Raw genomic sequence first — 21626 nt, 5'->3', positions numbered from 1 at the left:
TTAAACAGATCAATAGGTTGTGGTTTCTGGCACGGCTTTCGCTTTCTAACTCGGGTCGCTTGACTCCAATAATAAAAAGGCCGAGCCATGTCATTAAAGCTTGAGCACATCTGTCGCACCGTCGAAGGCCAGACCTGGATCGACGATGCCAATCTGAGTTTCGAACCCGGATCCTTCAACGTTTTGCTGGGCCGTACATTGTCCGGCAAGACCAGCCTCATGCGCCTGATGGCCGGGCTGGACAAGCCCGACAGCGGCCGCATCCTGATGAACGGCGTCGACGTCACCAAGCGCCCGGTGCGGCTGCGCAACGTGTCGATGGTCTATCAGCAGTTCATCAACTACCCGACCATGACCGTTTTCGAAAACATCGCCTCGCCGCTGCGCCAGGCCGGTGTGTCCAACGAGGTGATCCAGAGCAAGGTGCTGGAAACCGCCAGGATGCTGCGCATCGAGAAATTCCTGCAGCGTCACCCGCTGGAATTGTCCGGCGGCCAGCAGCAGCGCACGGCCATGGCCCGGGCCTTGGTCAAGGACGCCGAACTGATCCTGTTCGACGAGCCGCTGGTGAACCTGGACTACAAGCTGCGTGAAGAGCTTCGCCAGGAAATGCGCGAATTGTTCCAGGCCCGCCACACCATTGCCGTTTACGCCACCACCGAGCCCAACGAGGCGTTGGCCCTGGGTGGCACCACCACGATCCTGCATGAGGGCCGGGTGATCCAGAGCGGCAAATCGTCCTCTGTGTATCACCAGCCGCAAACCGTGCTGGCCGCCGAATTGTTCTCCGAACCACCGATCAATCTCATGCCGGGACGCATCGCCGGCAACGAGGTGAGCTTCGCCAATTTCGTGCACTTCCCGCTGAACGTCGACCTGCGCCCGGTGGGCGAGGGTGAGTTCCGTTTTGGCGTGCGCCCCAGCCACATTTCCCTGGTGCCGAGCAACGACGACGACCTCGAACTGGCCGTGACCGTCGAGGTGGCCGAGATCAGTGGCTCGGAGACCTTCCTGCACGTGCGCAACGAGCATTTCCTGCTGGTGTTGCACTTGCCAGGGGTGCATGAGTACGACGTGGATGCGCCGATTCGCATCTACATTCCGACCCATAAACTGTTTGTCTTCGACGCCCAGGGCAAGCTGGTCCAAGCCCCAGGGCAGCGTATCGCGAGGGTTGCCTGATGGCCGAAATTCGTTTGCAGAACCTCGCCCACAGCTACACCAGCACGCCGGCGGGCCCCGAGGATTATGCGATCCGCGAGATGAACCACATCTGGGAGCAGGGCGGCGCCTATGCACTGCTCGGGCCTTCGGGCTGCGGCAAGTCCACGTTGCTCAACATCATTTCCGGACTGCTGAGCCCTTCCGAAGGGCAGGTGATGTTCGACAGCAAGGTCGTCAACGAGCTGACCCCGGAGCGCCGCAACATTGCCCAGGTGTTCCAGTTCCCGGTGGTGTACGACACCATGACCGTGTTCGACAACCTGGCATTCCCGCTGCGCAACCAGGGCATGGCCGAGGCGAGGATCCACACCAAGGTGCAGGAAATCGCCGAGGTCCTGGACCTGCAGAACCTGTTGGACAAAAAGGCCCGCAACCTCACCGCCGACGAAAAACAGAAAGTCTCCATGGGCCGCGGGCTGGTGCGCGACGATGTGTCGGCGATCCTGTTCGACGAGCCGCTGACGGTGATCGACCCGCACCTGAAATGGAAACTGCGGCGCAAGCTCAAGCAGATCCACGAGCAGTTCAACATCACCATGGTCTACGTCACCCACGACCAGTTGGAAGCCTCGACGTTCGCCGACAAGATCGCCGTGATGTACGGCGGCCAGATCGTGCAATTCGGCACGCCTCGGGATTTGTTCGAGCGCCCCAGCCACACCTTTGTCGGCTACTTCATTGGCAGCCCGGGGATGAACCTGATCGAGGTCACGGCGCAGCCCGGTGGCGTCGGCTTCGGCTCGACTCACTTGCCTCTGTCCGAAACCTTGCAACGTCGGGTCGCCGAAGCCCAGGGCAAAAGCCTGAAGGTCGGTATCCGTCCCGAGTTCGTGCATGTCTGGGACGGCCCTTACGACGATGCGATGCGCGCTGACGTGGTCCACGTCGAAGACCTGGGCACCTACAAGATCCTGACCCTCAACCTCGATGGCGTACCGCTGAAAGTGCGCCTGGCCGAAGACAAGCCAGTGCCCGAAGGCACCGCGTACATCAGTTTTCCGGGCCAATGGCTGATGGTCTATGCCGATGAATACCTGCTGGAACCGTTGAGTGAGGTGCAGCCATGAACAAGGTGCAGAACAACAAGGCCTGGTGGCTGGTATTGCCGGTGTTCCTGCTGGTGGCCTTCAGTGCCGTGATCCCGATGATGACCGTGGTCAACTATTCGGTGCAGGACATCTTCGACCAGTCCAGCCGCTACTTCGTCGGCGCCGACTGGTACAAGCAGGTGCTGCTCGATCCACGGCTGCACGACTCGCTGCTGCGCCAGTTCATCTACTCGGCGTGCGTGCTGCTGATCGAAATCCCCCTGGGCATCGCCATCGCCCTGACCATGCCGACCAAGGGCAAATGGTCGTCCCTGGTGTTGATCATCCTGGCGATCCCGCTGCTGATTCCCTGGAACGTGGTCGGCACCATCTGGCAGATTTTCGGCCGCGCCGACATCGGCTTGCTGGGCTCCACCCTCAATGGCCTGGGCATCAACTACAACTATGCGGCCAACACCATGGACGCCTGGGTCACCGTGTTGGTGATGGACGTCTGGCACTGGACTTCGTTGGTAGCGCTGTTGTGCTACTCGGGGCTGCGGGCGATTCCGGACGTGTACTACCAGGCCGCGCGGATCGACCGGGCTTCCAGCTGGGCGGTGTTCCGGCACATCCAGTTGCCGAAGATGAAGAGCGTGCTGCTGATCGCCGTGATGCTGCGCTTCATGGACAGTTTCATGATCTACACCGAGCCGTTCGTACTCACTGGCGGCGGGCCGGGCAACGCCACCACGTTCCTCAGCCAGACCCTGACGCAGATGGCTATCGGCCAATTCGACCTGGGCCCGGCGGCGGCGTTTTCCCTGGTGTACTTCCTGATCATTCTGTTGGTGTCCTGGCTGTTCTACACCGCCATGACGCACTCCGACGCCAACCGTTGAGGCCCGCACGATGAGCAAGAGAAAGCTGATACCCCTGCTGATCTACATCCTGTTCCTGCTGGTGCCCATCTACTGGCTGCTGAACATGTCGTTCAAGAGCAACACCGAGATCCTTGGCAGCCTGACTTTGTGGCCGCAGGATTTCACGTTCCACAACTACAAGGTGATCTTCACCGACCCGAGCTGGTACACCGGTTACCTCAACTCGCTGTACTACGTGAGCCTGAACACGGTGATTTCCCTGTGCGTCGCGTTGCCGGCGGCCTATGCGTTTTCCCGTTACCGGTTCCTGGGGGACAAGCACCTGTTCTTCTGGCTGCTGACCAACCGCATGGCCCCACCGGCGGTGTTCCTGCTGCCGTTCTTCCAGCTGTATTCGTCCATCGGGTTGTTCGACACCCATATCGCCGTGGCCCTGGCCCACTGCCTGTTCAACGTGCCGCTGGCGGTGTGGATCCTCGAAGGGTTCATGTCCGGGGTGCCGAAAGAAATTGACGAGACCGCCTACATTGACGGCTACAGTTTCCCCAAGTTCTTCACCAAGATCTTCATTCCGTTGATCGGCTCCGGCATCGGTGTCACGGCATTCTTCTGCTTCATGTTTTCCTGGGTCGAGCTGTTGCTGGCCCGGACGTTGACCTCGGTGAATGCCAAGCCGATCGCGGCGGTCATGACCCGTACGGTGTCGGCGTCCGGTATCGACTGGGGCGTGCTGGCGGCGGCGGGGGTGTTGACCATCCTGCCGGGCATGCTGGTGATCTGGTTCGTTCGCAACCACGTGGCCAAGGGCTTCGCCCTGGGCCGAGTCTGAGGAGTCGATGATGGAATGGATGAATTGGACCGTCCCCACGGCGGTATTTTTCGGGGTTATCGCCTTGTTTCTGGCAGGCATGACCACCTGGGAGTTGCGTTCGCCGAGCATCCCTCGGCGTGGTTTCCTGCCGATTACCACGACCCGTGGCGATCGGTTGTTTATCGGTCTTCTCGGTAGCGCCTACCTGCACCTGCTGGTAATCGGCGCCACCGACTGGAGCATCTGGATAGCGTTCGCGTTGTCTTGGGTGTGGCTGTTGGCAGTGATGCGGTGGGGCTAGTCGCGAAGGTTCGCCGATCAGGCTCTTAAACCCAAACAGGAGGTCTCTATGTTCAATAAAAACAATAAGCTGCGACATAGCGTTTCATTGGCAGCCATGCTGGCACTCAGCGGGCTGAGTGCTGCGGCCTGGGCCGACGCCTATGAAGACGCCGCAAAAAAATGGATCGGCAGTGAATTCAAACCGTCGACCTTGACGCAAGACCAGCAGCTTGAAGAACTCAAATGGTTCATCAAGGCATCCGAGCCGTTTCGCGGCATGAAGATCAACGTGGTGTCGGAAACCCTCACCACTCACGAATACGAGTCCAAGGTACTGGCCAAGGCCTTTACCGAAATCACCGGGATCCAGTTGACCCACGACCTGCTGCAAGAAGGCGACGTGGTGGAGAAGATGCAGACGGTGATGCAGTCGGACAAGAACATCTATGACGGCTGGGTCAACGATTCGGACCTGATTGGTACGCACTTTCGCTACGGCAAGACCGAATCGATCACCGACCTGATGGCCAACGAAGGCAAGGCCTACACTTCGCCAACCCTGGACATCAAGGACTTCATCGGTATTTCCTTCACCACTGCGCCGGACGGCAAGATCTATCAGTTGCCCGACCAGCAATTCGCCAACTTGTACTGGTTCCGTGCCGACTGGTTCGAGCGTCCGGAGCTGAAGGCCAAGTTCAAGGAGAAATACGGCTACGAGCTGGGCGTACCAGTGAACTGGTCGGCCTATGAAGACATCGCCAAGTTCTTCTCCGAAGACGTCAAGGAAATCGACGGCAAGCGTATCTACGGTCACATGGACTACGGCAAGAAAGACCCCTCCCTGGGCTGGCGCTTCACCGATGCCTGGTTCTCCATGGCTGGCGGCGGCGACAAGGGCCTGCCCAACGGTCTGCCGGTGGACGAGTGGGGTATTCGCGTCGAAGACTGCCATCCGGTCGGCTCCAGCGTCACCCGTGGCGGCGATACCAACGGCCCTGCAGCGGTGTTCGCCACCACCAAGTACGTGGACTGGTTGAAGAAGTACGCGCCGCCGGAAGCGGCGGGCATGACCTTCTCCGAATCCGGCCCGGTACCGTCCCAAGGCAACATCGCCCAGCAGATTTTCTGGTACACCGCGTTTACCGCCGACATGACCAAGCCGGGCCTGCCGGTGGTGAACGCCGATGGCACGCCGAAATGGCGCATGGCACCTTCGCCACGTGGTCCGTATTGGGAGCAGGGCATGAAGCTGGGGTATCAGGACGTGGGTTCCTGGACATTCATGAAGTCCACGCCTGAGAAACAGAAACTCGCGGCCTGGCTCTATGCGCAGTTCGTGACGTCCAAGACCGTGTCGCTGAAGAAGACCATCGTTGGCCTGACGCCGATTCGTGAGTCGGACATCAACTCCCAGGCGATGACCGACCTGGCGCCGAAACTCGGTGGCCTGGTGGAGTTCTACCGCAGCCCGGCCCGCGTGCAATGGACCCCGACCGGGACCAACGTGCCGGACTATCCGCGCCTGGCGCAGCTGTGGTGGAGCCACATCGCCGAAGCCGCCAGCGGCGAGAAGACCCCGCAGCAGGCCCTCGATGGCTTGGCCAAGGACCAGGATGCGATCATGACGCGCCTGGAACGCTCCAAGGCCCAAGCCACCTGCGCCCCGAAAATGAACCCCGAGCGCGACGCGCAATACTGGTTCGACCAACCGGGTGCACCGAAGCCGAAACTGGCGAACGAGAAGCCTAAAGGTGAAACCGTGAGCTACACCGAGCTGTTGAAATCGTGGGAGGCAGCACGCAAGTAAAGCCCCAAGCGTGAAAACGAACGGCACCGAAAGGTGCCGTTTTTTTTTTGCGTGCGCTTGCACAGTTTTTCCGCGTCGCTCACAGACCTCGCGTACACCACAAATCCCTTGCTCGCGAAGGCGGTGGCACATTCAGCATTGATGCAAGCAGACCCACCGCTATCGCGAGCAAGCTCGGCTCCCACAGGGATCGGCAGTGAGCACTGATCCTGTAAACAACCAAAGAACTGTGTGGAGGGCGATCTGTGGGAGCAAAGCTTGCTCGCGATAGCGGTGTGACAGTCAATGAAGGTATTGGGTGTCAGCCGGGGACCTGTGCGTTAGCCGGCCTTGGCCGAGCTTACCTGGGGGCGTTCGGCCATGGGCGATGGCTTGTTTTTCATCAACGTGTCCAGCGCTTGCCGGTAGTTTTTGCCCGCCAGGCTCATGCTGTTGTTATGCGTGGCCCCCGGCACCAGCAGCAGGCGCTTGGGCTCCCGGGCGGCGTTGAACAGTTGCTCGCTGAAGCGCGGCGGTACGTAGCGATCGGCAGAGCCATGCACCACCAGCAGCGGCATGTTGATCTCGCCGATTTTGTCGATGGAGTCGAATTTCTGCGACAACAACCAGCGCACCGGCAGGGACGTATTCGCCATCGCGGTGGCGACATCGCCCAGGGAGGTGAACGTGGATTCGATGACCAGGCCTCGGACCTGGGCAGCACCATTCTTCGCGGCCTCCTGGCCCAACTGCGCAGCGAGATCCACCGCGACGGCACCGCCCAGAGAATGACCGTAGATCAGCCGCAGGGCCGGGTCCGGTTGCAGTACCTTGAGACGTTCCCAGGCGATGCGCGCATCTTCATAGACGCTGGCTTCCGACGGCAGATCCCCATGGCTTTTGCCAAAGCCACGGTAATCGATAGCCAGCACCGAATAGCCCAGCGCCCTCAGTTGCTGGATACGAAACAACTGGCCGGTCAAATTCCAACGCACACCGTGCAAGTACAGGATGGCCGGCGCATTCTTGCGTTCGGCCGGCCACCACCAACCGTGGATATTTTCCCCGGCCTTGAAGCTCTTGGGCTTGAGATCGAATTCCTGCACGCCGCTGGGAAGCCCACTGAACCAGCTCGCGGTCCCCGGCTCGATGCGAAAGACCAGCTCGCGTTCCTTATGCTGCAGCACTGCACAGCCCACCGGCAGCCCGACCACCATTGCGCTCATGACAAGGAAGGCCAGCCAGCGCCGCCGAAGGCGAGAGAATAAAGGTAAAGGCATCGACGCAATTCGCTACTCGAAACTGAAGATGCCTTGTAGCAGATTCTCCGAAAGCGGCGCAGGGATTTCGGACGGTCGTGGCGAGGTAGCAAACGCCCTCGCCACAGGTATACACCGCGTCCCTGTCAGTGCACATCCCCATACTCAACCAGCGTCAATACCTGCGCGGTCCGGCCGTACGCGACCTTGGGCACGCCCGCCAGGCGCTTGTTCAGTACTTGGGTCAACGACTCGCCTGGCCTCAGGCTGGCATCGCCAAAATCCTCGTCCAGTTGCATCGGATGCACGATGACCTCAAGCGAGCCATATGCCGGTGGCGCGGCGTAGTCCAGGTCGGCCGGGGTGCAAACGTAGTCCGCTGTCGCACCGCACAGGCTGCGAATGCGCCGGTTGAACAGGGTTTTGAAGATACGCTTGGGCGGGGTCAAGTTCGCCCCCAGGTTGCGCGCCAGGCGCATGGGCACGCCTTGCCTGGCGGCGAAGCGGGCCACCAGTTCGCCGATGGGCCAGATGTTGTGCACATGTTGATGGGAGTCGAGATGGCTGGGACGCAGGCCGCGGTCCAGGCAGTGTTGCCATTGCGCCTGCAGTTCATCTTCCACTGCCGCCAGATCCTTTGAACCCAGGCGCAGGCAATAACGCGACAGGTTCAGGTCGAACTGGCCATTGGCGTCGCAAAAAACCGGGCGCGAGGTGATCGCCTGGCCCAACGGCGGGCCGTAGCTGAGGTTGAAATGCAGGCCAACGTGGCCGTTGAGCAGCGGTTGCCGGGCCATTTCACACGCCTGCTCGAAACCCGGCATGTTGGCCATGGCCGTGGCCGAACTGATCACGCCGGTCTCGAAGGCCCGCAGGATCAGCGCGTTCTCACTGAGGCTGAGCCCGAAGTCGTCAGCGTTGACGATCACTTGACGCGGCATCTGTCTTCTCCTGGTTTTTAGGGGGGGACGATGCCGTCGTCGCGGTCGGTTTGCTTCGGCGTTTGCCAAACCATGGCTTCAAGCTTTTCCAGAGTCGCAAGGCAAATCCCAGAAGCAAACCACCGGGCTGCCATGAATAGAAACTCCAGCGCCAGTGTTCCAGTTGGCCGGTCATGCGTTCGTGTAACTGATGGCTGGAGTTCTCCAGGCTGACCCGTGATGCGTCGATCCAGCGCCAGTTTTCGTCCAGCCCCCAGCGAATCCACTCCTCGAGCAACACCCGGCCGCTGCCCAGGTCGGCATGCTGCGGCAGGAACGCCAGGTTGTAGTCGTACAGCCGCCCCTGGTCCAGCAGGCCGAGGCGATAGCTGATGCATTCGCCGTTCAGCTCCAGCATCACCACCCGCACCAGGCCTTGGGCGGCGAGGGCGGTGAAGGCGAGGTTCATCCATTGCCGGCGCCCGGGGTCGGCGAAGATGCCGACGCCTTCCTCGCCTTTCCAACTGGCCGCCTCGACATCGGCGAGGGTCCGCAACAGCTGGCCCATGCTGATGGCGTCCGGTTTCACCCGGAGGATCTCGGCACCGCAGGCAGCGATCCGCTTGCGGGCCCGGCGCAACTTGTAGCGTGGGTCGCCAGAGATTTCCTGATGGTCATTGTCGCTGATCAAATGCACTGGCACCCGGCAACTCAGGCGGCGCTCTCCGGTGGAACTCAGCGCCATCCAGGCGCTGAGGACGCTTTGCTCACCGACCGGCTCGATCACTTCATTCAATTGCAGCAGTGCGTGGGGCAAGTGCTGACGGATCTGCGTCAGCGCCTGCCCCATGCCTTCGGCGTCCAGGCGCACCATCAAGGCGATGCGGTCGGCCAATGGATAACCCAAGTGACGCAACACCCGGAACCGCAGCCCGCCGATACGCTCACGCCCCGATACCAAGGGCAGGCACAGGCACAGTGTCTGGTCTTGCCAGCCCAGCAACACGTGCAGCTGCTGGTCCGGCAGCAGGGCGAATTCCGCCGCTTGCAGCCAAGCCAGGGTGTTGAAGGGCGTAGCGTCGGGCACCTGGGTTCGCAGCTGTTCATAAGCTGTCATGGGAAAGTCCTCGGCGCCCAGGGAGCGACACCATTGGAACCGGATCGCCATGGGGGTCAGGCCGCCGCAGTCGAAGCAACCGGCTGGGCCGGTTTACGAAAGGCGTCCAATGCCGAGCCGTTGTAAAGCGTGTCGTGGAAAAAACGCCAGCGACCGAACAGTCGATACATGTGGGTGATCTTGCCGCGCTCCTGGAAGCCCATGCGCAGGTGCATCTTGATCGCCGGGATGTTTTGCAAGTCGCAGACATCGACCATCGTGCTGCAACCTTTGTCCGCCATGACTTTCCACATCTCCAGCTGCATGTCCGCCGATATACTGGAGCCCCAGTATTTACGAATCGCCTCGCCACCGAACTGAAAGTACTCGCCAGGCTTGATCGGGAAGTTGCATTGGTAGAAATGGCGGTCGAAATAGTCTCGCGTACTGCCCCAGGCAAACCCCACGGTGTCGCCTTGATCATCCAGGTACATCAAGCCTGTGTAGCCTTCGGCGGCCAGTTCGCGCATGGTTTTGACGCGGTCGCCGAAATACCGGGCAAAAGCGTCGGCATTGCTGACCGTGATGAACTCCAGGCGCATCGGCGGGTAGGCCTTGAGGTTATGCGGGGGCAGTGGAGTGCGCACATCGTGTTCCAGCCACACCAGTTTCGAGTGGAGAAACACGTAGCGTCTGAGCAGCTGTTTGAAGACGGCGCGCAGGCCTTTTTTCTGAATGCGGTCACGCAATTTCTGCAGAACGTTCATGGTGCCTCCTGACGGGTGGCGGGTTGGGGGGAAACGGGAGCGGTCCAGCTCAGGGCAAACAGGGTTTCTCCTGGCAGGAGAAAGCGGATCTGCCCGGCCTCGCAGTTGAACGGGGCGCTGAGGCTATGGTTGTCGGGGCCGAAATACACCAGCTCGGCTTTCGCCTGGGGGCAGGGCACGCCGTCCAGGCTGACCTGTTGCGGGCGGGTGCTTTTGTTCACGCCCAGCAGGCCGCGTCTTGCGTCGGTGGCCATGGCCAGCACGTCGACTTCAAAGGCGTCGTTGTCCAGGCGCAACACCTGTTCGAGCCAATGCTGTTGGATGAATTGCTGGGCCAGCCCCACCGGCTTGAGTTCCAAGCGCTGGTTGTCCAGCACTCGCACCATGCCTTTTGGGTACTCCGGTTCGTCGGCGGACTGGAACCAGTTGAGCATGTCCAGCCAACCGTCCGCCGAGGCATTGATCACCACGGACGTCCACCACAGGGCGGCGTAATGGGTTTCCTGGTCGTAGGGGCTCAGGCTCGAGCCGCTGGACATGTTGGTCTGATCCAGCAACAAGGCCTTGCGCGGCCGGCCGTTACTGTCCAGGCCCACCAGGTCGGCGGCGCGGCGCACGCTGTTGCGATAGACCCGGGTCGCCAGCAGGTCGCGGATCATCCATTCGTGCCAGGCCAGGGCGTCGATCTGGTCACTGGACTCGGCCAGCAAGCGTCGCGCCCAGTCGATCCCGCGTCGATCAGCGGCGTTTTCCGCCAGGGGACCATTGGTGAACCGGGAGCTGGCCGGTATGGCAATGCGCACCCCGGCGCGGGTGTTGGCGGGGTCGGCGCGAACCTGGCTGGCCATGCTCTTGAACACCTGCTGGAAGCTGGCGAAGTCCGGGTAGTTGAGGTTCGGCTCATCGGCGAAACTGAGGTAGTGGAGGCCTTTGCCGTCCATGGCGCGAGTCGACTTGAGCCAGGCCTGCAAGCCGCTGGTGCTGACGCGATCGGCCTGCAGGTCGGCCTTGCGTGCGCTACCGGCCAGCAGGGTGATGTCCCGGGTAATGCCGAAGCGGTCCTGGTACAGGCGCCGGAACCTATCTTCGTGGTCCGGCTTGGCAGCGGTGACGTCGACAAAACTGTAATAAGTGGCGGCCTGGGGCTTGAGGGTATCGATTACCGGGTAGGCAGAGGGCGGGGGCATGGCGTAGGGCAGGGAAATGCCCAGTTTCGGGGTTGTTCCCAGGACGTCGCCATAGAGTTTCAGGTGAGCCTGCCCCGGGTCCTGGCGCAGCGGCTGCAGGTGCTCAGCGGTCTGGGCGAACAGGTTCGCCGTGCCGTCCAGCCAGAACGCTGCCTTGCCGTTGCCCTGCAACTGCAAACGCCAGGTTTGCTCGACGTTGGCAACGGGCAGGGCGACCTGATCGAACTGCCAATAGGCCGGGTATGGCTTGAGGTTCAGCTGCACCTGTTTGCCATCGGCGACGCGCCGGGCTTGCAGGCTGCGCACACCGCCGTGGAACTTGCCTGCCAGCACGGCTTGTTCACCGGGGGCGACCTTGAAGTACAACTCATCGCCGTCATGGGTTTCAGCGCTGAAATGCACCTTGGCCGGGGCGAACATCGCTTGGGTACGGGCGTCGTGCTCGACGGTGTAGCGGCGGAAACTGTAGCCGGGAATTTCCAGTCGATAACTGGCGGCTCCCGGCAGCAAGGGCCACTGCTGCTCGCCACGTTCCTGGGTCGCCTTGATCAAGCGCTCACCCACCAGGCGCCCCTGGCCGTTGAGCAGGTACAGGTGTTCTGAATTGGCGTTGGCCTGCCAGGCCGGGACCCAGCGCACGGTCACGTAATCCGGGCGGTCGGTCTGCAGGTACAGGCTGCCGTCGCGGATGCCGGTCCATTGCATCGCCGCGCCCTGGGCCAAGAAGGCCAGGCTCCAGAGGCACAGGCCAGCAGCCATTTTCCACCAACGCTGCATCGGCCCCATCGCGAGCAAGCCCGCTCCCACAGGGCAATCAGCAACCCCTGTGGGAGCGAGCTTGCTCGCGATGGCGGTTTGGCAGGCAACCACACTCATGCCGATTTCCCCAACAGCATCTGGCGCATCGGCAGCAAGTCGCTGGGCAGGATGATCAGTGTCTGCCACAGCGCCACGCCGCTGAGGCGGCAGTACATGGCCAGTAGCGCCACGGTCACGCCCAGGTAGGCGATTGAAGACGCGGCGGCGGCCCCGACGATGCCGTAGCGGGGAATCAGGATCAGGTTCAGCGCCAGGTTCAGCACTGCGCCCACGCCCATCAACAGCGAAACCGTGCCGGGGCGGTTCTTGCCCAGCAGATCCAGGCGCAGGATGCTCGCGTAGCACAGCCCGAACAGCCCCGGCAGTAGCGCCAGCAAGGCGGGATAAGCCGGCTGGTAGGCGGCGCCAAACAAGGTAACGATCAACCATTGACCGATCAGCGCCATACTCAGGCAGGCGCCGAGCATCACCGTGGCGGTCAGGCGCAGGGCCAGGGGCGTCAGGCGCTGCATGTCGCTGTCCTGTTGCAACAGGCGTTTCATCAGCGGCGTGGTGACAGCTTCGGGCACGATCAGCAGCAGTTCGGCGGCGGCGCTGGCCATGGCGTAGTGACCCAGGGCCGTGCTGCCCAGCAGGGCACCGATGAACAGGAAGTCCGAGCGCAGCAGCACTTGCTGGAACAGCAGGTCCGGGTGGCTGCGGGCACCGTAGCGCAACAATTCGTTCTGACCGGTGCGATCCCAGCGCAGGGTGACCACATGATCGCGGCGCAACCACACCCAACCGGCCAGCACCACCAGGCTCAAGCCGGCCAGCCAACTGATCAGCGCCGCTTCCAGGGCGGCGTCTTTCCACATCCAGAACAGTGCAACGAACAGCAGCAGGGGCGCCAGGGATTCCATCAGGCGCAAGGCATTGAAGGCGCCCACTCCGCCGCAAGCATTGTGCATCGTCAGCAGACCGCTCTTGAGCACGGTCAACGGCACGGCCAGCAACAGCAACCAGGCGAGCAATCCCAATTGCGTGGCGATGTCCAGTTCGCCGCCGAACTCGCGCACCAGCGCCACCACCAGCAAGGTTAACAAGCCAGCCAACAGGCAGCCGAAGACCAGCACCTGGCTGAGCAGCAGACCCATCGAGCGCTGCTGCGCCGCCTGATAACCCACGGCGGAATTCAGGCCACCGCTGGTGGCGGCGCTGATCAGGTCCGGCAGGGTGCTGAGCAAGGCGAACAGCCCGCGTTCACTGGGTCCGAGAATCCGCGCCAGCAGCACATTGCGCAGCAGGCGCAGGCCGATCATCGCCAGGCGCGTGCCCATGCTCAGTGCCAGGTGCTTGAGGTAATGAGCGCGGCTCATGGGCGTGTTCCTCGGCGAATGCGCCAGGCCAGTAATTCAGGGTGGTGGGCGTTGCTCTGGCTGACGCCGAAACGCGGCAGGTTCAGCGGGTCACCGTCGTTGCGATACAGCCCCGCCTCGGTGCCGAGGGCGAAGGCAAAACCGTGGGCCGCCACCTGTTGGCGTACCCGGGCATCGTGATCGCCGTTGGGGTAGCAATACACCGGCAAAGGATGGGCGCAGCCGTTTTCCAGGGCGATCCAGCTGCGCGTCAGTTCTTCGTGCAGGCGCTGGTCATCCAGCCCGGTCAGGATCGCGTGGCTGGCGCCATGGGGGCCGAAGCGGACCAGCCCGGAATCTTCGAGCATGCGTACCTGGGGCCAGTCCAGGGCCTGGGGCTGGGAACCCTGCGGGCAGGCGTCGGTGAGGTCGCTCAACGTGTGTGCATCGAGACTCTTGAGACTCTGCAGGTAATGCAGCAGCGCCAGGCTGCGGCGCTCGTCGTCGATGTCATCGAGCAGCACCGGCAACGGTCGACCGACGTGCTGCAAGTGCTCGATCAATGAGCGCCGTGCCACCTGGCCATGGCTGCCCCAGAGGGTTTCACCGATGCTTTCCCACCAGAAGTGCTGGCGACTGCCGATGAAATCGGTGGAGAGGAAAATACTCGCTGGCACCTGGTATTGGCGCAGCAACGGAAAGGCATTCATGGCGTTGTCGCGCCAACCGTCGTCGAAAGTCAGGGCGACCCGCGGGCGGTTCGGAACGCTCTCAGGGTCGGCCAGCAACAAGCTCATCAGCGGCACGCACTCGAAATGCCGTAGCAGCCAGATCAGCAGATGTTCAAACGCTTCGGGCCCCACGCACAGTTCGTTACGGTGGGGCAGTTCGGCGGCGCGGTCGTTGTTCAGTACACGATGGAGCATCAGTATGACGCCGGCGCCACGCAATGGATGGCGACCCAGGGACGTGTTCAGGTACAGCCAGCCGCCGGTGCACTTGAAGACTTGTTTGATCGACATCGGCCGTACTCCTTAGCGATTCTGCTCTGGGTTCCACTGGCTATAGCGCTGGCCCCGCAGGAACTGCCAGAGCCCGATGCTCATGCCCGCCAGCGTCACCAGCACGAATGCGGCCAGGCGAAAGGGCCGGGGCAGGCGGTGGCGCGCGTCCATCAAACCGATCAGCGCCATGGCGTAACCGAGCAATTGCGCCACCAGGCTCAGGCGATAGAACGGATGGTCGTTCCACAGCCAGGCATTGCTCAGCAAGAGCGGCAGCAGCAACACCGGCGCCAGGCGGCGGATCAACTTGTGGCTGATCAACCCAATGGCGTAGAGCCCATGGCGCAGCGGGTTGAGCAGTTCCCGGCGCTGAGCCAGGCTCTGCAACCCGCCGACGGTGACCCGCTGGCGACGGCGAAACTGCTTGTCGGCTTCGTCCACACCCTGGTCGGTCACCCGGGCCATGGGGGCATAGACGATGGACTTGCCGGCGGCTGGCGCGCAGGTGCTGAGGAAAAAGTCATCGTTGACCTGGGCCGGTATCGGTTGGAACAGCACCCGGCGCAGGGCCAACAGCGCGCCGTCGGCCGAGACCATGCAACCGGTGCGACTCTCCACCCGACGCAACCAGCCTTCGTAATGGCGATACAGGCTGTCGCCCAGGCTCAGGCCCTTGCCCGGCACCGGGATTTCCATGTGCCCGGCACAGGCACCGACTTCCGGATCGCCCAAGGGTGCCAACAGATGGCTGAGGGTGTCGCTGGCCCATTGGTTATCGGCGTCGGTGAACACCAGGATTTCGCCGCTGCTGTGGGCGACACCGGTATTGAGGGCGGCGGCCTTGCCCTGGCGCGGCAGGTCGAGCACGGTGATGCGCGGGTCGATCACCTTGCGTGCGCAGGCCACCGTGTCGTCGGTGGAGCCGTCGCTGGCGAGGATGATTCGCAATGAATGGGCCCGATAATCCTGGGCCAGCAAGGTGCGCAATTTTTCCTCGATGTGCCGCGCCTCGTTGTGGGCGGCAATGACGATGCTCACGTCCATCGGAAACGCCTTGCCGTAGCGCCGCATCGGAAACAGCGGCGCCAGCAGGCTCAACATCAAGGGATAACCGAGGTAGGCGTACACCGGCAGCAACAGGCACGACCAGTAAATGAATTCAGCCACGGGCAGGTCTCCTGGCATTCCAATGACACAGATTGAGCAGCAGTGCGGCGCCGGTCAGGTGCAGGCGCACCCCGTGCAAGGCCCACAATTGCAAGGTCAGGCGCGGATCACGCCGGCTCTGGCGCAGGCTCAGGAACAAGGGTGGCAGGGTGGTGACCAGCAACAACGTCAGCGCCAGGTGCAATTGCCCCTGGAGCAACGCGAGCACCGCCAGCAGGTCCAAGCCCCAGGCGCCAATGGACAGCGCCGGGAAGCGCAGCAGGCGCAGGCTCGGGCCATGGCTGCGGAGCAATTGCAGATGGCTGCCCTGGCGCCACAGTTCCTTGCTCATCCACTCGCGCCAACTGCCTTCGTAGCCCCAGTGCAGGGCGACGCTTTCGTTGACCAGCAGCAATTGCGCGTCGGCCTGGCGCAGGCGCAAGGAGAAGTCCTTGTCTTCGCCGGTGCGCAGGGTTTCGTCGAAGCCTGCGACCCGTTCGAACCAGCTGCGACGCATCAACAGGTTGGCACTGGGCAGCCACTGCACCCGATGCAGGAGGCGTGACCCCGGACGTTGGCTGCGGCGCTGCCAGGCTTCGGCGAACCACGGCGCCTGCCGGGGCGTGTCGAGGTCCAGGCCGAGTACGTCGCCCTGGTGGCCTTCGAGTTCCAGCAACAGCTTGAGCCAGTCGGCCGGCATCTCGATGTCGGCATCGATGAACGCCAGCCAGTCACCCTGGGCGACGGCAGCACCGCGGTTGCGCAGGGCGCCGATGTGCACGCCTGGCACGATCAACACCCGTGCCCCCAACTCGTTGGCAATGCGCGGGCCATGGTCGTCGGAGCCGTTGTCCACCACGATCAACTCACATGCCAGGCCTGCCTGGCGGGCGGCTTCCTGCGCTGCGTGCAGCGTACGGCCGATGTGTCGGGCCTCGTTGTACATCGGGATCACAATACTGACGCAGCTCATGGACGAGCCTCCTGCGGCGCGGCCTGCTCGGCGTCGTAGCGCAACACACTGGTGAGGGCGAGCATGATCCACAGCAACTTGTGGTTCGGCGCACTGAGGAACATCAGGAACAACGCCAGCGAGAGGAAACTCATGCCCAGGTGCGTCAGCAGGTCCGCTTGCGCCCAGTCCCGGCGTTGCAGCCAGAGCCGACGGGCGTGCAGCAGGTTATACAGGCCAAGGCCGATCATGCCGACGAACATCAGCCCGCCCGGGACGCCGATTTCGCTGAAGATTTCCAGGTAGGTGTTATGGGCCCGGCGATACAGGTCCCCCAGCTTGCGGTTGGCCGAGAACGCCTTGGCATAGCCGGTGGGTGCGTAGTGCAGCGGAAAGGTCCCGGGGCCTGAGCCGAGTATCGGGTTTTCGCGGATCATCTGGCTGCCGACGACGATGTACGAGGCGCGGCGGCCGAGGGATTCATCCTGGTGGGCGCTGGCGCCGGCGCTGAGGATGCTCAACGACTGGATGCGCGCGACATAGCCGGCCGGCATCACGGCGATCGCCAGGGGGATGATGAGCGCCAGCCCGAGCATGGCGAAGCCCAGGTGCCGTGGGCGGATGCGCGGCAGCTGCGCGCGGTAGTGATACAGCCCGATCATCAGGCTGAGCATCAACACCACCAGCCCCGAGCGCGATTCGGTCTTGGTCATGCCGCCCAGCAGCAGGATGAAACAGCCGCCCCAGAACAACCGGTGCAGCAAGCTCGGGCCGCGCACCACCAGCAGCAACGCCAGCGGCACGGTAAAGGCAATCAGCAGGGCGAAAGTGTTCGGGTCTTCCAGCAGGCCGGACGCGCGGCCCTGGTCCTGGTACTTGGCCGAGAACATCGCCAATACGCAGGTGGTGGTGACGCTCAAGGTCACCAGGCGGCAGAACAGGTCCAGGTTCAATTCACGACCGATCAGCAGGGTGATTACAAACAGAATCAACCCCACCCCCAGTTCGCGAAAATGGGTCATGGACAGGCCCATGTTTTCCGACAACATCAGGCTCAGGCCATAGAGCACCATGAAACCGATCAGCGGCCGCCAGATATTGCTGCGCAGGCGTGTCCCGGGAATCTGGTGCACCGCCAGTTGCAACATCAGGATCATGATCAACGCCAGGCCAAGGAATTTGCTGCCGGAAAAGGCGTTGTCCTTGAACAGGCCTTCGAACGGCACCAGTGCGGCAATGCCCAGCAAACCCCAACCGGGCTTGCGGTACAGCACGGCGACGCCGACCAGGCCGAGTACAGCGCCCGGTGCCAGGAACGGATAAGGGCTGGCCAGCAGCGCCAGGCATACGAGGCCCAGCAGGCTGACGATCGAGAGCGGGACAATCATGAGCGAGCCTCCCGTGCCGTGCGGATGTAAAGCTGCGACCAGCGTTCGGCCAGCGTGCGCAGGTCGTAGCGGTCCCGTTGGGTGCGGCGTGCGTTATCGGCCAGGATCCGCGCCAGGGGCGGTTCGCTGAACAGCGTTTCGATCTGCGCCGCCAGTTCCGCGCTGTTGGCCGGTGCCGCGAGCAGGCCGTTATGACGGTCCTGCAACACGTCGGGAATGCCGCCGACGCCGAACGCCACCACCGGCACGCCAGCTTGCATGGCTTCGAGCAGAATCATCGGAGTGCCTTCGGTGCGCGAGCTGATCACCAAGGCGTCGAGGCGACTCCACCAGGCGTTCATGTCGGTCTGGTAGCCCGGCAATTCGATGCGCGTGGGCAGTCCGGCGTCGGTGATGCGCTTGAGCAGTGCCTGGCGTTCCGGGCCGTCGCCGAGCATCACCGCGTGCAGCGATGCATGCTTCTGGCACAGCGGGATCATGGCGTCGAGGAACAGGTCAGGACCTTTCTCGCTGCTCAAGCGGCCGACGTAGCCGACCCGCCAGCGTTGCTTGTCAGAGCGGTGGGCCAGTGGCGTGCTGGCCGCTGGCAGGCCATTGGGGATGACGTCGAGTTTTTCCGCCCGCACGCTGGCCCGGCGATGCAGCGTGGCAATGCTCTCGGCCACGCAGACGACCCGCTTGACCGAGGCGGTGCGGCACAGTTGCAGGCTCAGCCAGGTATAGAAACGCTGCTTGGGGCTCCTTGGGGTGAAGCCATGCTGGGTAATCACCAGCGGCAGGCCCAGCAACGTGGCGGCGGACCAGCCGAACAACAGCCCCTTGAAGTTGTGGGTGTTGATCAGCGGCCGGTCGTCCCGGCGCTGGCGCAGGTGCTGCAACAACTCGGCCCAACTGGCGCAATGACGGCAATCGACCCCGGCCTGGCGAAAACGCGTGATCAAGGTCGGTGGCGCCGCCAGGAACAGCACCTGGTGCTGCCCGGGTGTCGCCAGGCAATGATCGAGCAGCATCCGCTCGGCCCCATAGAAGCCGCCGCTGTCGAGCAGATGAATGATCGACAGGGGGCTGCTGTGGCGGGGCGGGCCGAACGGCGCGTTCAATTTCGCACCCAATGGACAAGGCTGGGCAGGCTCCAGTTGCGGTGCGGGTTGACCTTGTCGGGGGACTGCTCGTTGATCACCAACAGCACCGGCACATCCAGTTGCTGGGTGATTTGCGCTGGATGCTTGAAGCGATGGTCGAAGAACTCACGCACATAGACCAGGGCAATCGCCAGCAGCAGGCCGCTGAACATGCCGAAGGCAATGATCAGCATCGGCTTGGGAAAGGCCGGGGCGGTTGGTTCGAACGGCGGGCTCAGGACCCGGGCGTTGGACAGGTCGTTGTCCAGCGAACGCGCGGTGCTGGCTTCGGCGAACCGCTGGGCATAGGTGGAGAACGCCGCATGCAGGGCGTTGATCTCGGTGTCCATCTGCCGCAGCTTGCTCTGGGTTTCCTGCAATTGATGGATACGCTGCTTGAAGGCGGCGATGCGTTCGATCTTCTGGTTGATCACCGAGCTGACGACGGCGAGGTCGGTGGTGCGTTCCTGGATCCGGTTGTTCACCACCTTCAGGAACTGCTGGCGCGTGCGGACGATCTGTTCCCGGGCCAGCAGCATCGGTTCGCTGCCGGGCTGGAAGATCGCCAGGTCATTCATGTAGCGGCTGACCTGGCTGGTCAGTTGCTCGCCCAGCTGCCTGATTTCCCGGTCTTCGAAGGCAATGTTGTCCACGGTGGTGGTGAAGGTGAACGGGAAGGTGTAGTCGTTGAACCGCGAGCTGTTCGCCGCCGCGAGACTGGTCTTGAGGTAATCGAGCCAGCGTTGGCTTTGCAGCAGGCGATCCTGGTACAGGTTCAGGGCCTGCTCTTCGGTATTGATGGCGTTCAGGCGGAAGGTGACTTCTTCCTTGGGATCGGACGAGCCGATGTTTTCAAGCAGCCCCAGCCGGTTGCCTTCCAGGCCGTCGAGACGGGTCTGGTATTGGGCTTTCTTCTGCTCATAGAACGTCTGTGGCAGTTCGATCGATTGCAGGTCCTGGCGGCTGCTGAGGTAGTTCTGCAGCAGTTGCGCCACGAATCGGGTGCCCTGGGCCGGGTCGCCGAAACTGTAGACGATGGAGATGACGTTGGAGCCGGGCAGGGTCTCGATCTTCAGGTTTTCGATGGCCTCGTCGGTCAGCGTATCGAGCACGGTGTCGCGCACCGGATCGACCTCCAGCCCCAGGCCATCGCGCAACGGGTTGATGACGTACTCGCGCAGGGGCTGGGTGATGTAACGCTTGAAGGGATCGCTCACCCACTTGTTGAAGATGCCCGGGCTGGGCGTGTATTCGCCCTGGTCGCGCAGGGTGCTGATGGTCTGCCGGATCAACGCCGGCGAGCGCAGGATATTGCTCTCGGTTTCCATGTCCGCCAGGGACGGCGGGATGAAGGTGGCGTTTTCCTGGTTCAGCGACGTGGTGGCGTCGCCCTGGGAGAGTTTTTTCGACTGGACGATCACCTGGGCGGTGATATCGAAGCTCTGCTTGAGCATCAACGGCAGCACCAGGGCGATCACGGCGAAAATCAGGAAGATACGCTTCACCCACTGCTTGTTGGCGAAGAAGATCCTGAAGAACTCATGCAGATAGTTTTCCTTGGGGTTCATGTCAGGTCACCTGGGGTCAGTTGCTGTTGCTGCCTTTGTTGTCGACGCGGTAGCCGAAGCTGAACCCCACGCCCTGGAACAGCACTACGTCGGCCAGTTGTCTGGCCAGTTCGCCGGCGCTGGCTAGCTTGGTCTTTGGCACGAAAAGCATGTCTTCCGGTTGCAGGTAGGCGATCTGCGAGGCGTCACCGCTCAGGGCTTTTTCCACGTCATAGTGGCGGGCTTCGACCAGGTTGCCGTTGCGTCGCATGATCACCACCGAGTCGAGCCGGGCCTTGACGTTCGTGCCGCGGGCCAGCGTCAGGGCTTCGAGCACCGAGATCGGCCGGCGGATCGGATAGGAACCGGGCTGGGCCACTTCCCCGAGGACGTAGATCTCGTTGCCGGCGGTGGACTTGAGCAGCACATCGACGGTCATGTGGCCTGGCAACTGGGCGTAGCGCTCGTTGAGGAAGGTCTCCAACTGGTTGACCGTCATGCCTTGCAGCGGCACGGAACCGATTTCCGGGAAGCTGGCGTAACCATCCCTGCCCACGGTGATTTCCCGGCTCATGCCGGTGCCCGGGTGGGTCAAGGTGTTGCGCAAGTTGGTCTCGCCGGACAGCGGACTGGTCACCAGCACCGTCAATTGGTTGCGATTGGGCTGGAACAGCATTTTCTGGTCATAGGCACGCTGCACCGCCAGGCGGGCTTCGTCGGTGGTCAGGCCGGCGACTTTCACCGAGGTGTTGGCCCCAGGCAGTTCGATAGTGCCGTCGGGCATCACCTGTTGCGTACCGTTGAGCTGGCTGGCGGCCGTGAAGTTCAGGGCAACCTGGTCACCGGCCTGCACGCGATAGGCTTGGGAGCCGGTGGTGCTGATGTGGAAAATCACATCCAGCACGTCCTGGGGCCGCAGGGTCTGTTCGACCTTGGGCATGTCGGTGGCCTGGGCGTTGGCCGGCGGGGCCGTGAGGATCTGCACCGGCATCGAGCGGGTATCGGTATTGCTGGAGCAACCGGCAAGCGGCAGCAACAGCAGGACAAGCATTCTGGCGTTCATCT

19 protein-coding genes are annotated in these 21626 nt (G+C 62.5%); 6 read left to right on the top strand and 13 right to left on the bottom strand.

Features of this window, described 5'->3' with window-relative positions; all coding sequences use genetic code 11:
* The first annotated feature begins 87 nt into the window (after positions 1–87).
* From KI235_RS20365 to KI235_RS20340, 6 genes are read left to right on the top strand one after another with little or no spacing between them, the layout of a single operon-like run.
* Entirely contained in the window at positions 88–1182 is a 1095-nt protein-coding gene (locus KI235_RS20365) for an ABC transporter ATP-binding protein (protein ID WP_003203764.1), read from the top strand.
* Entirely contained in the window at positions 1182–2291 is a 1110-nt protein-coding gene (locus KI235_RS20360; protein WP_003203761.1) for an ABC transporter ATP-binding protein, read from the top strand. Before KI235_RS20365 ends, KI235_RS20360 begins: the two co-directional genes overlap by 1 nt.
* Entirely contained in the window at positions 2288–3154 is an 867-nt protein-coding gene (locus tag KI235_RS20355) for a sugar ABC transporter permease (protein ID WP_003179834.1), read from the top strand. The genes KI235_RS20360 and KI235_RS20355 overlap by 4 nt, the downstream gene beginning before the upstream one ends.
* Positions 3155–3164: 10 nt before the next feature.
* Positions 3165–3965, top strand: coding sequence for an ABC transporter permease subunit (locus KI235_RS20350; protein WP_003203759.1), 801 nt, complete (start codon positions 3165–3167; stop codon positions 3963–3965).
* 10 nt (positions 3966–3975) lie between these two features.
* Positions 3976–4248: a DUF2160 domain-containing protein gene (locus tag KI235_RS20345; RefSeq protein ID WP_003203757.1), complete on the top strand. Its 273-nt coding sequence runs from the start codon at positions 3976–3978 to the stop codon at positions 4246–4248.
* Positions 4249–4296: 48 nt separating this feature from the next.
* A complete protein-coding gene (locus tag KI235_RS20340; RefSeq protein WP_003203755.1) occupies positions 4297–6039 on the top strand; it encodes an ABC transporter substrate-binding protein in 1743 nt (580 codons plus the stop codon).
* A 320-nt stretch (positions 6040–6359) separates the two neighbouring features.
* Here KI235_RS20340 and KI235_RS20335 read toward each other — a convergent pair whose 3' ends face one another.
* From KI235_RS20335 to KI235_RS20275, 13 genes are all read right to left on the bottom strand, one after another.
* The gene (locus KI235_RS20335) at positions 6360–7298 is read right to left on the bottom strand and encodes an alpha/beta hydrolase (protein ID WP_003203753.1); all 939 of its coding nucleotides are present in this window, start codon (positions 7296–7298) and stop codon (positions 6360–6362) included.
* Positions 7299–7423: 125 nt separating this feature from the next.
* Positions 7424–8218 (bottom strand): ChbG/HpnK family deacetylase, encoded by a 795-nt coding sequence (locus KI235_RS20330; protein ID WP_003203752.1) that lies wholly within the window; start codon positions 8216–8218, stop codon positions 7424–7426.
* The gene (locus tag KI235_RS20325) at positions 8190–9365 is read right to left on the bottom strand and encodes a GNAT family N-acetyltransferase (protein ID WP_003203750.1); all 1176 of its coding nucleotides are present in this window, start codon (positions 9363–9365) and stop codon (positions 8190–8192) included. Before KI235_RS20325 ends, KI235_RS20330 begins: the two co-directional genes overlap by 29 nt.
* A 5-nt stretch (positions 9366–9370) precedes the next feature.
* Complete coding sequence (locus KI235_RS20320) at positions 9371–10060, bottom strand: hypothetical protein (protein ID WP_003203748.1); 690 nt, start codon at positions 10058–10060, stop codon at positions 9371–9373.
* On the bottom strand, positions 10057–12006 hold the full coding sequence (locus tag KI235_RS20315; protein ID WP_043042791.1) for a hypothetical protein: 1950 nt from the start codon (positions 12004–12006) through the stop codon (positions 10057–10059). Before KI235_RS20315 ends, KI235_RS20320 begins: the two co-directional genes overlap by 4 nt.
* Before the next feature lie 113 nt (positions 12007–12119).
* Positions 12120–13424 (bottom strand): oligosaccharide flippase family protein, encoded by a 1305-nt coding sequence (locus tag KI235_RS20310; protein WP_003203744.1) that lies wholly within the window; start codon positions 13422–13424, stop codon positions 12120–12122.
* The gene (locus KI235_RS20305) at positions 13421–14425 is read right to left on the bottom strand and encodes a polysaccharide deacetylase family protein (protein WP_212795270.1); all 1005 of its coding nucleotides are present in this window, start codon (positions 14423–14425) and stop codon (positions 13421–13423) included. The genes KI235_RS20310 and KI235_RS20305 overlap by 4 nt, the downstream gene beginning before the upstream one ends.
* A gap of 12 nt (positions 14426–14437) precedes the next feature.
* A complete protein-coding gene (locus KI235_RS20300; RefSeq protein WP_003203741.1) occupies positions 14438–15574 on the bottom strand; it encodes a glycosyltransferase family 2 protein in 1137 nt (378 codons plus the stop codon).
* Positions 15567–16526 (bottom strand): glycosyltransferase, encoded by a 960-nt coding sequence (locus tag KI235_RS20295; RefSeq protein WP_003203738.1) that lies wholly within the window; start codon positions 16524–16526, stop codon positions 15567–15569. Before KI235_RS20295 ends, KI235_RS20300 begins: the two co-directional genes overlap by 8 nt.
* Positions 16523–17893 (bottom strand): O-antigen ligase family protein, encoded by a 1371-nt coding sequence (locus KI235_RS20290; RefSeq protein WP_003203736.1) that lies wholly within the window; start codon positions 17891–17893, stop codon positions 16523–16525. Before KI235_RS20290 ends, KI235_RS20295 begins: the two co-directional genes overlap by 4 nt.
* Positions 17890–18993 (bottom strand): glycosyltransferase family 4 protein, encoded by a 1104-nt coding sequence (locus KI235_RS20285; protein ID WP_028236724.1) that lies wholly within the window; start codon positions 18991–18993, stop codon positions 17890–17892. The genes KI235_RS20290 and KI235_RS20285 overlap by 4 nt, the downstream gene beginning before the upstream one ends.
* Complete coding sequence (locus KI235_RS20280; protein ID WP_003203733.1) at positions 18990–20582, bottom strand: Wzz/FepE/Etk N-terminal domain-containing protein; 1593 nt, start codon at positions 20580–20582, stop codon at positions 18990–18992. Before KI235_RS20280 ends, KI235_RS20285 begins: the two co-directional genes overlap by 4 nt.
* A gap of 16 nt (positions 20583–20598) precedes the next feature.
* Positions 20599–21624 carry a polysaccharide biosynthesis/export family protein gene (locus KI235_RS20275; RefSeq protein ID WP_003203731.1) on the bottom strand — a complete coding sequence of 342 codons (1026 nt, stop codon included), beginning with the start codon at positions 21622–21624 and terminating at the stop codon, positions 20599–20601.
* Positions 21625–21626 lie beyond the last annotated feature (2 nt).

Source organism: Pseudomonas sp. St386, assembly GCF_018325865.1.
Lineage (GTDB): Bacteria > Pseudomonadota > Gammaproteobacteria > Pseudomonadales > Pseudomonadaceae > Aquipseudomonas > Aquipseudomonas brassicacearum.
This window is presented reverse-complemented; position numbering and strand designations above follow the sequence as displayed.